The sequence below is a fragment of the Bradyrhizobium sp. genome, from assembly GCF_019242285.1.
In the GTDB taxonomy this organism is placed as follows: domain Bacteria; phylum Pseudomonadota; class Alphaproteobacteria; order Rhizobiales; family Xanthobacteraceae; genus Bradyrhizobium.
In genome coordinates this window covers 1-9,472 of record NZ_JAFAVV010000678.1, presented here as the reverse complement: position 1 = coordinate 9,472, position 9,472 = coordinate 1, and the positions used below count along the sequence as shown (strand labels likewise).

General features: G+C 65.6%; 9 protein-coding genes and 1 pseudogene. 6 read left to right on the top strand and 4 right to left on the bottom strand.

The annotated features are described in order from the left end of the window. Positions 1-430: 430 nt before the first annotated feature. Entirely contained in the window at positions 431-1,366 is a 936-nt protein-coding gene (locus tag JOY90_RS27550) for a sugar kinase (RefSeq protein WP_291694255.1), read from the bottom strand. After that, on the bottom strand, positions 1,350-2,390 hold the full coding sequence (locus JOY90_RS27545; RefSeq protein ID WP_291694254.1) for an SPFH domain-containing protein: 1,041 nt from the start codon (positions 2,388-2,390) through the stop codon (positions 1,350-1,352). The genes JOY90_RS27550 and JOY90_RS27545 overlap by 17 nt, the downstream gene beginning before the upstream one ends. Before the next feature lie 109 nt (positions 2,391-2,499). Here JOY90_RS27545 and JOY90_RS27540 point away from each other — a divergent pair, with 109 nt between their 5' ends. Further along, positions 2,500-3,231, top strand: coding sequence for an NUDIX domain-containing protein (locus tag JOY90_RS27540; RefSeq protein ID WP_291694253.1), 732 nt, complete (start codon positions 2,500-2,502; stop codon positions 3,229-3,231). Positions 3,232-3,315: 84 nt separating this feature from the next. Here JOY90_RS27540 and JOY90_RS27535 read toward each other — a convergent pair whose 3' ends face one another. Further along, on the bottom strand, positions 3,316-3,669 hold the full coding sequence (locus JOY90_RS27535) for a hypothetical protein (RefSeq protein WP_291694252.1): 354 nt from the start codon (positions 3,667-3,669) through the stop codon (positions 3,316-3,318). 42 nt (positions 3,670-3,711) lie between these two features. On the opposite strand from JOY90_RS27535, the gene JOY90_RS27530 reads away from it, so the two are divergent. After that, complete coding sequence (locus JOY90_RS27530; protein ID WP_291694251.1) at positions 3,712-4,413, top strand: hypothetical protein; 702 nt, start codon at positions 3,712-3,714, stop codon at positions 4,411-4,413. A gap of 53 nt (positions 4,414-4,466) precedes the next feature. Next, positions 4,467-5,624 carry a hypothetical protein gene (locus tag JOY90_RS27525; protein ID WP_291694250.1) on the top strand — a complete coding sequence of 386 codons (1,158 nt, stop codon included), beginning with the start codon at positions 4,467-4,469 and terminating at the stop codon, positions 5,622-5,624. A gap of 203 nt (positions 5,625-5,827) precedes the next feature. Here JOY90_RS27525 and JOY90_RS27520 read toward each other — a convergent pair whose 3' ends face one another. Next, positions 5,828-7,168 carry an MFS transporter gene (locus tag JOY90_RS27520; protein ID WP_291694249.1) on the bottom strand — a complete coding sequence of 447 codons (1,341 nt, stop codon included), beginning with the start codon at positions 7,166-7,168 and terminating at the stop codon, positions 5,828-5,830. A 174-nt stretch (positions 7,169-7,342) separates the two neighbouring features. Between JOY90_RS27520 and JOY90_RS27515 the strand changes: the two are divergent. The 3 genes and pseudogenes from JOY90_RS27515 to JOY90_RS27505 form a co-directional block, all read left to right on the top strand. After that, a pseudogene (locus JOY90_RS27515) lies at positions 7,343-8,017 on the top strand (TetR/AcrR family transcriptional regulator); the annotation flags it as partial. Positions 8,018-8,026: 9 nt separating this feature from the next. Then, complete coding sequence (locus tag JOY90_RS27510) at positions 8,027-8,881, top strand: shikimate dehydrogenase (protein ID WP_291694256.1); 855 nt, start codon at positions 8,027-8,029, stop codon at positions 8,879-8,881. A 30-nt stretch (positions 8,882-8,911) separates the two neighbouring features. Further along, on the top strand, positions 8,912-9,472 hold a 561-nt coding region (locus JOY90_RS27505), incomplete at its 3' end, for a sugar phosphate isomerase/epimerase (protein WP_291694248.1).

The following is a 9,472-nucleotide window of genomic DNA, read 5'->3' as shown; positions in this document are numbered from 1 at the left end:
TTACCACAGGTTCAGCCGAGATCACCGGCATTCCCTGCGCGATGGTGTTAACGCTTATGCCGTGCTCTTCCCGGGGACCGGGCTTTCTTGCCCCCGTCATCCGCGTGATGCGAAGCATCATCACGAACTTAGCGCCAGCGTCGGGGCGCCAGAACCACACGTTTTCGCCGTCCGCAACTGCATCGCTCGTCCAGCGATACGATCGCGTCCATCGCTCCCCGCCTCAACGTCCGTGACGACGCGTCCGTCCCTCTTGCCGAGGCGGGATGGGGGTATAATCGCACTGATTTGGGGTCTGCGTCAAGGGAAATTCTGAAATTCGGAAGAAGATTGTAGAAGGGAGGCGTAGCCCGCATGAGCGAAAGCGATATGCGGGTCCCGGCGTTCCCGGATATCGCTGCGCTCATCCGGGCTACAGCATTCACCAGCGTCACACGATCAGTCGGCCCTGCCGCTCGGCGATCGCAATCTCCGCCTCGGTGCCGGAGTTGAACTCGAGCCGGTCGGCCTCGATGCCGTCGGAGAAGATCACGCCGTTTTCCGGCATCAGCGAGCGCACGCGCAGCGTCTCGGCTTTCGTCACCTGGCCGCAGACGAGGCTCGTCTGCGAGCTCCGGCTCGGGAACGGCTCGCGCACGGCGAAGCGCAATTCGGCAGCGTCCCAGGCCTGCGGCGCGTAGGACGCGCCTTCGCTGCGGCCGCCGAAGCAGCCTGCGATCGCGAGCGAGCCGGTGACGATGCTCTTGAACCACGCGGTCGAGCCCAGGCCGGTGGCGACGATCAGGCCGCTGGAAGACTGCGTCTCGTGCTGCTCGCCGGAGGCGATCTGGTAGATCGCGGAGGTGTGCGTGCGCGCGCCGATGAAGAGATCGTTGACCGCGTGCAGCACCTGGCCGTTGGCGAGGCTTGCTTTCGCCATGGTCACCGATTGGCTCGCGCGCCGGTCGGCCGCGACCTCGCCGAGCAGGGCAGGGAGGTCACTGGCCGCGAAGGGCAGCAGAATGCCGTCATGCCGCCGCTTGTCGGGATTGAGCCCGATCAGCGGATGGCCGTCGAGATATTTCATGGTGTTGGCGACCACTCCGTCCTGGCCGAGCGCCACCACGATGTCGGAGGGGCCGAAGATGAAGCTCGGCAGGAAGCCGCGGTCGATGACCTGGTAGCGGCCCCATTGCTCGAGCGTCTGCACGGTCAAGTGGCGCTGCGCGAGGTAGACGTTATGCTCGCGCTGGTAATCGGAGAAGTCGGCGCCGAGATGCTCGACATAGAACTTCGCCTGCTCCGCGGTCAGGTATTTCGCGATCAGGTCCTCCAGCCGCGTCCGCCGGGTAACCAGCACCACCTTGCGCTCATTGCCGCCGGGCATTTGCCGTCTCCTTCGGCCGCTCCATCAGCGCGTTCAGGAGTTCCGGCGAGACGTTGAGCTGGCCGATCCGCTCGGCCTTCTCGGCGATGCCGGAGAAGGCCTGCGCGATGAGCTGGCCGGGCTGCATGCCGGTCGCCGCCAGGGCCTGGATGACCCTGGTGTCGACGCCCTCGAAAATCTTCATCAGCGCGCCGACGCGATAGGCCTCCGCATCGGCCAGCGTGCGCGTGTTCTCGGCGTTGAGGCTGACAAAATCCTTGCGCTTGTCCTCCAGCGTGATGTCGGCGACCATGCCGGCCTCGCGCAGCGCGTTCTTCTTGGCGACGACGCTCGCTTCCGCGTCCATCTGGGTCTCACGGATCGCGCGCTTCTTCTGCTCGACTGCGATCTCGGTGTCGAGCTCGCTCTCGCGGATGGCACGCTCCTGCTCGACCGCGAAATTGCGCCGGGCGAAGATCGCCTCGTCCGCGCTCTTCAGGATCGCCTCGCGCGCCTCCGCTTCCAGCGCCTTGGCGGTGTCGGGCGCGGGCTTGATGCCGCGGATGGAGACGCCGAGGATTTCCAGCCCGAGCGAATCGATGTCGGCGCGGCTCCGCAAGCCCGTAGCGATGAGGTCCGCGATGGCGTCCGACGCCCGCAGCGCCTCCTTCAAGGTCAATTCCTTGACGGCCTGCTGCGCCAGCACCTCGACCGTGCCGAGGATGCGCTGCGGCAGCTTCTCCGGATCGTCCGATTCGTAAGCCTTGCCGTCGCCCTTGAGCGCGAAGTTGAGCATCGAGGCGGCCTTCCTCGGCTCGCTGATGCGGTAGGTGACGTGGCCCTGGATGGTCAGCGCCTGGAAGTCGCGGGCGATCTGCTGGAAGATGAAGCCGGCATCACGGCTGCCGATCGGGACGGCGACCAGCGAGGTCGCGGGCGCATAGTAGAACGTCGATAGCCCTGCACCTTCGCGGGCGACCACGCCGCCGCGGTATTTCATGAGATAGGTGGTGGGCTGGGCCTTGATGAAACGGATACCGAACATGGATGCCTCCTGGGGCGGCCTAGTAAGTTGGTCTAGACCACTATATAAGTTTGACAGTACAACTAAGTATGCTATTGTCAAGCCCAGGTTCATCTGAAAGGGTTCGGATGTGGCAGAGCAGCCAGGACGGAACGGGACAAACGGGCGGACTTTCGACTTTCCGAGGCCGTTGACGACGGTCGACGTCGTCGTTTTCGCCGTCAGGGAAGACGCGCTCGCCGTGCTTCTGGTTCAACGCGGGGCCGGGGAGGGCGAACCTTTTCCGCACGCCTGGGCCCTGCCGGGCGGCTTCGTCGACATCGACCGCGACCGGGATCTGGAAGCCTGCGCGCGGCGCAAGCTGAAGGACAAGACCGGCGTGGCAAGTCCTTATCTTGAGCAGCTCGGGAGCTGGGGCAGCGCTGCGCGCGATCCGCGCGGCTGGTCGGCGACGCATGCCTATTTCGCGCTGCTGCCGGCATTGGCCGCCGCGCCGCTCGCCGCCGATGCGCAATGGTTTCCGCTCGTCTCGGGCGGAGTGAAGCCGAAACTCGCCTTCGACCATGCCGAGATTCTCGACGCCGCAGTGAAGCGGCTGCGCAACAAGGTCGAGTACACCTCGCTGCCGGCCTATCTCATGCCGGCCGAGTTCACCCTGCCGGATTTGCAGAAGGTCTACGAAATCATCCTCGACCGCCCGCTGGAAAAGAGCGCGTTCCGCACCCGCATGCTCTCGGCCGACCTGATCGAACCCGTGGCGCGGATGCGCCGCGGCCCGAACCGGCCCGCGCAGCTCTATCGGCTGAAGAAGGCGAGGGCGCCGGTGTTCTTCGCGCGGACGTTCAACCCGCCGGAGGGATGAGTGGCGTCCATCAGGCGGCAGGACGCGTAGCCCGCATGAGCGGAGCGATATGCGGGTCCACTGGGTCCCGGACGTCGCTTCCGCCTACGCTCTTCGAGCTTCGGCGAACACAAGGCGCTCATCCGGGCTACTTGCTGCGTCCGTCTGGCAGCGGCTGCCATTGTCGCAGGAAGCCGCATCTTTGACGTTTGGAGCACTGTGGATTGGGTAAACCCTGTGCTGAACTTCGCAAAACGAATTGCGTTGCGGTGTCGTGCGCGGTCGGCGCGGACATATCTCGACGAAATTGAAGGAAAGCCTGCTCGGCGCCGCGACCTTGGCGCGCGGAAGGAGGCGGTATTGGCGCTGCGCGACGATCTTCTCAACTACATTGCGCGACATGGGCAGGACGCGATCACGATCGACAGGCGCGGCGTCGTCATTGTCGGAGAAGTTCACGCTTTCCTGAGACGGAATGACGCCGCGGTTCGGACCACGGCGATGACACGCTTGGTGCGGGAGCTGCTGGCCGACCAGCGCTTCCGCTATTTCGGCAACGAGTCCTTTCTCAATGCGGGCCCGACGAGACAGGCCATCCGCGACTACTGGTTGCGGGCCATCCTGCCGCCGGGATTCGACAACGCGGCGCCTGGCGCCGCCGCCATGGATCAGCAGGAGGTCGGCCGTCGGGTGATGCCGCACCGGTTCCAGCCGGTGCTCGACGATTTGCGCGCCAGGCCACGCTACGTGCTCTCGATCGGCTCGCGCATGGATGGCGATATCCGCGACCGCCGTCTGGCGCAGCATTTCTTCGAGGAGGTCGCAGACCGGGGCATCGCGCGCGATACACCGGGCGTGCTGCTGCTCGGCGCGATCCATGCGGCGGCCGCACCCTTCGAATTGGGGCATACGACCACGCGAATGATCCTCGAGCAGCATGGATACCCCTGCACGTCGATCCGCATCCTGACCGACTTCGCCAACGACAACGGCGCCGATGACGGGGTGCTTCCGCTGGCGAGCTTCGCCGACGATGCCGACCCTCCGGTCATACGGCTGACCAGCCTGCATCTTCAGCCTCGGATCTGCTTCAGCACCCGCGCTGCGCCGGACAGCCCGTTCTTCAGCGTCCGCGATCAATCGAGCGACAGTGGCCGATCCCTCGCCGAGCAGTACGAATTCATGGTGCTGCATCGCGGGTGAGCACGTGTAGCCCGTATGAGCGACTTTGTCGGCTTCGCAAGACGGAGGCATTCATGGCTATGGATTTCAATCAGTGCGTTGCATTTGTGCGGAAATATGCTTCGAAGAGCGAATTTCACGGACTGACGCAGGCTCCTTCAAAGCAATACGGCAAGACGAAGATCAATCTCACCTACTACTCGATGCCGGATTGGCTCGCCGTCATCAGTGCGGCGAGATGGCCGCAGTGGACCGGGTCCGCTGAGGAGCCCATTCGCGACGTGCTCGGGGCGATGGCCATGGAGAGCGACATTGCTGCGGTCCTGGGTTTTATGAAGCTTCTTGCCGGGCAGCCGATCGAGCCCGCAACGCTGTTCCCTCAGCTCGTCCTGGCCTACAGGACCGCAGTCAACCAGCATCAGAACAGTGTCGCTGGTTACTTGGATGGCTTTACCGGTTGGGGCTCTGGAAAAGCCTTGCTCGCGGAACTGGGTCGCAAAGGCCGCAGCGTTACGGTGATGCCTCATTGGCATCACTTCATCGCGCTGCCCGGTGAGGGCTACCGCAACGCATCGCAGAGGGGGATTCGAGCCGGGCAAAAGCTGTCCCACGTTATCGAGGGGATCGATCTCGACGACAAGGACGCTTTTGCCAAGGGAGCACTGATCAAGAATAATTTTGGCGGCGACGACACAGGGACGGGGAAGGGAGCCAATTCCATCGTCTTCTACTCGGCGGGCGCCTTTACCGACCCTCGTTTTATCGACGGTCGTATGACCGACGCCACAGTCGGCGAGGCCGGATTTCAAGCCGATGTGAGCCTCTACCACGAACTGGCCCACGCGACCCGCGCGCTTCGTGGCAAGGAGACCCGCGCCCCGGTTGAGGGGCCGCCGGACTTCGGCAATATCGAAGAGTATTTCGCCACGGTCCTCGCGAACATCTATCTGTCCGAAACCAGGCCGGGCGCCCCCTTGCGTGGTGTCTACGGACTGCCAGCGCATCCGACCAAGGGTTGGAGCGAGATGAAGAACCCGGACGGCTTCTACGACAACGCCGACAAGCTGAGCACCCCGCCGCGCGAACTGATGGACACGTTCCTGGCGACCCAAAAGGAATTCTATGGGGACTTGGCTGCTCTTCCGACGCCGCCGAAGTTCAATCCCCCGCGAGAACACTTCGAGCGGGCCCAGAGACTGCGCGCCATCAGCAACCAGAGAATACCTATCTAGCCGCGCCCGCCGGCGCGTTTTCGGATACTCCTCCTGAAGTTCGCAGTAGCCGACGAGGATCAGCAGTCCGCAGGGTGGGCTAAGGCGCGGAGCGCGTGCCCACCATCGGTCGACAGCATTGCTCTGAATGGTGGGCACGCTTCTGCCGTTGCGTGTCGGGCTTTGGCGGATGTGGCCGCTTAAGCCCACCCTACCGCTCACAGTCAGCTCGTGACCAATCGGCCCAAGCCGTCATCTGTTCGATCACCTTTGCCGAGCTCATCGATTCCGACTGCGTGCGTCTCGCGCGCGGTGGCGGCGGCCGCCGCCGAGACCGCGCAGGCGATGGCGATGAAGATCGCGACCGGAATCCAGCCCTGCGCCCCGTCGCCGACCAGGCTCTGGCTGATGACCGGCGTGAAGCCGGCGCCGAGGAAGCCGAGCTGGGTGCCGATCGCGGTTCCCGAATAGCGCACGCGGGTCTCGAACATCTCGGCGTAGAACGACGGCCAGATCGCGTTCGGCGCGGTGTAGACCAGGCCCGACATCAGGATGGTCGCGGCGAGGATCGCAGCGGGGCTCGCCGAGGTCACCGCGACGAAATAGGGGAAGATCAGCATGGCGCAGCCGAGCACGCCGCCGATGAACACCGGCTTGCGTCCGATGCGATCGGCGAGCAGCGCCCACAAGGGCTGGGCGACCAGCGCGGTTGCGTTGGCCGCGACGCCGGCCCACAGCATGGTGGATTTCGGCACGCCGAATTTTGTCGTCGCATAGCCGAGCGCGAACACGGCGGTCACCGTCGACACGGTGGCGATCTGGGCGCAGACGATCACCCGGAGCACGTCCTTCCAGTAGTCGCGCAGCAGCGTGACGATGGGAAAACGCGCCAGCGCGTGCCTTTCCTTGGCTTCCTCGAAGGCCGGCGTCTCCGGCATGGTGCGGCGGACCAGATAGGCGACGACCAGCACGACGAAGGACAGCAGGAAGGGGATGCGCCAGCCCCAGCTCAGGAGCTGGTCGTCGGGCAGCGCCGCAATCGGGATGAACACCAGCGTGGCAAGGATGGCGCCGGCCTGCGTGCCCGTCAGCGTCCAGCTCGTGAAGAAGGCGCGCCGGCCGCCCGTCGAATGTTCCAACGTCAGCGAGTTGGAGCCGCTCTGCTCGCCGGCCGCCGACAGGCCCTGCAGCAGCCGCAGCAAGGTCAGCGCGATCGGCGCCGCGCTGCCGATCATGCGCGCGTCCGGCAGCAGCCCGATCGCGAGCGTCGAGCCGCCCATCAGGACGAGGGTGAAGACCAGCACCGTCTTGCGGCCGATGCGGTCGCCGAAATGGCCGAGGATCACGGCGCCGACCGGGCGGGCGATGTAGCCGATGCCGAAGGTGAGCAGCGCGAGTAGGCTTGCCGTCGACGGATCGACATTGACGAAGAACACGCGCGGGAAGATCAGGGCGGCGGCGGTGCCGTAGATGAAGAAGTCGTAGTATTCCAGCATGCTGCCGAAGAAGCTGACCAGCGCGGCGCGATGCTGCAGGCGATTGGGATCTGCTGTCCAGAAAGCCATGTCTCCTCCCGATGTCGATGAATTGATCTCCGGCTGGTCGTTGCGGCCGCTCGTCGCTTGCTTGCGATCTCCTCATAATGTACGAACTAGTTCGTTTCTAATCAAGCCGGAATTTGCCGGTCCCGCCGAACGCGGTATCTTACCGCGGGATATTTGGCAGGCCTGGGAGGCGCCATGCTGCAGCGCACATCGACACCGCCGAAGCCGCGCAAGCGCAAGAACGATCCGGAGCGGACCCGGCGCGACATCATCGCGGTCGCGACCGAGGAGTTCGCCGCGGAGGGCTATTCCGGCGCGAGGGTCGACGCCATCGCCGCCAAGACGCGCACCTCCAAGCGCATGATCTATTACTATTTCGGCGGCAAGGAGCAGCTCTACCTCGCCGTGCTGGAGGAGGCCTATCGCAGCATCCGCACGCTGGAGCAGAGCCTCGCCAGCGGCAAATACCGACCGGCGGAAGCGCTGCGGCGGCTGGTGGAGGCGACCTTCGACCATGACGAGCGCAACCCGAACTTCATCCGCCTGGTCTCGATCGAGAACATTCACCGCGCCCGGCACCTGAAGCGCTCGACCGAGCTGCGCGAGCTGAACGCGACGATCATCGCCACGCTGCAGGAGATCCTCACACGCGGTCGCAAGCAAGGCGTGTTCCGGCGCGAGATCGACGCCGTCGACCTGCATCTTCTGATCAGCTCCTATTGCTTCTTCCGGGTCGCCAACCGCCACACGTTCGGCGCGCTGTTCGACCGCGATCTCTCCAGTCCGCGCATCCGCAACCGCAACCGGCAGCAGATCGCCGACATGGTGCTGGCCTATCTCGCCGGCACCGGCGACGAGCCGGCGGCCGCGCCAGCGAGCATTTCCGTCCGCCCGCATTTCCTCACCGGCCTGATCGGCGCGCCGATTGCGCAGTCGGCCTCGCCCGCGATGCATGAGGAGGCGGCGCATGCGCTCGGCTTAAGCTGTCACTACCAGCTCATCGAGGTGGCCGGCGCCGGCGAGACGGAATTGCGCGGCCTGGTCGACGGCGTGCGGCGGCTCGGCTTTGCCGGCGTCAACGTCACCTTTCCCTACAAGGAGGCGGTGGTCGCTCTGCTCGACGAGCTCGCGCCCGAGGCCGCCGAGATGGGCGCGGTCAACGCCATCGTGGTGCGCGGCGGCCGCCTGATCGGCCACAACACCGACACCACGGGCTTTGCCCGCGCGGCGGCGCCGTTCGTCAAGGACGCGCTCGATCGGCCGGTCGCCGTGATCGGCACCGGCGGCGTCGGCAAGGCGATCGTATTCGCGCTCGAGCGCCTCGGCGTCGCCGACATCCGCATCTTCGATGCCGATCGCGCCCGCGCCGCGCAGCTGGCGTCGCTGTTGCCTGCGCAAGGCCTCACGGTTGCCGACAGCGTCGAGGCCGCGCTCGACGGCGCGGCGGGTCTCATCAACGCAACGCCCGTCGGCATGCTGCCGAACAAGGACACGCCGGTGCCGCCGTCGCTGCTGCACGCGGGATTATGGGTCGCGGATGCCGTCTACTCGCCGCTCTGGACGCCGCTGCTGTTGGCCGCGAGGGCCAAGGGCGCGCGCGTCATGACCGGCCGGGAGCTCGCGATCAACCAGGCCGCCGACGGTTTCAGGCTGTTCACGGGACACGCGCCATCGGTCGCCGTGATGGGCGAAGCCTTCGACGGCGTGATGGCGCGCAAGGCCCGCAAGGATTGACGTCGCATACGACAGGACAGGGAGGCCGGCATGAACCAGCGCTCAATCGCCACCGTCTCGCTCAGCGGCGCGCTCGACGAGAAGCTGCGCGCCATCGCCGATGCCGGCTTCGAGGCGGTCGAGATCTTCGAGAACGATCTGTTGTCGTTCGGCGCGCGCCCGCGCGAGGTCGGCCAGCTCTGCCGCGACCTCGGCCTGTCGATCTGCGCCTTCCAGCCGTTCCGCGATTTCGAGGGCTTTGCCGAGCCGCAACGCTCGCGCGGCTTCGCCCGCGCCGAGCGCAAGTTCGACCTGATGCAGGAATTGCAGACCGATCTCCTGCTGATCTGCAGCAACGTCTCGCCGGCCGCGCTCGGCGGCATCGACCGCGCCGCCGACGATTTTCGCGAGCTCGGCGAGCGCGCGGCAAAGCGCGGCCTGCGGGTCGGCTACGAGGCGCTGGCCTGGGGCCGTCATGTCAACGACTATCGCGATGCCTGGGAGATCGTGCGCCGCGCGGCCCATCCGGCGATCGGAATCATCCTCGACAGCTTTCACGCGCTGGCGCCGAAATTCCCGGTCAACGCGATCCGCGCCATCCCTGCCGACAGG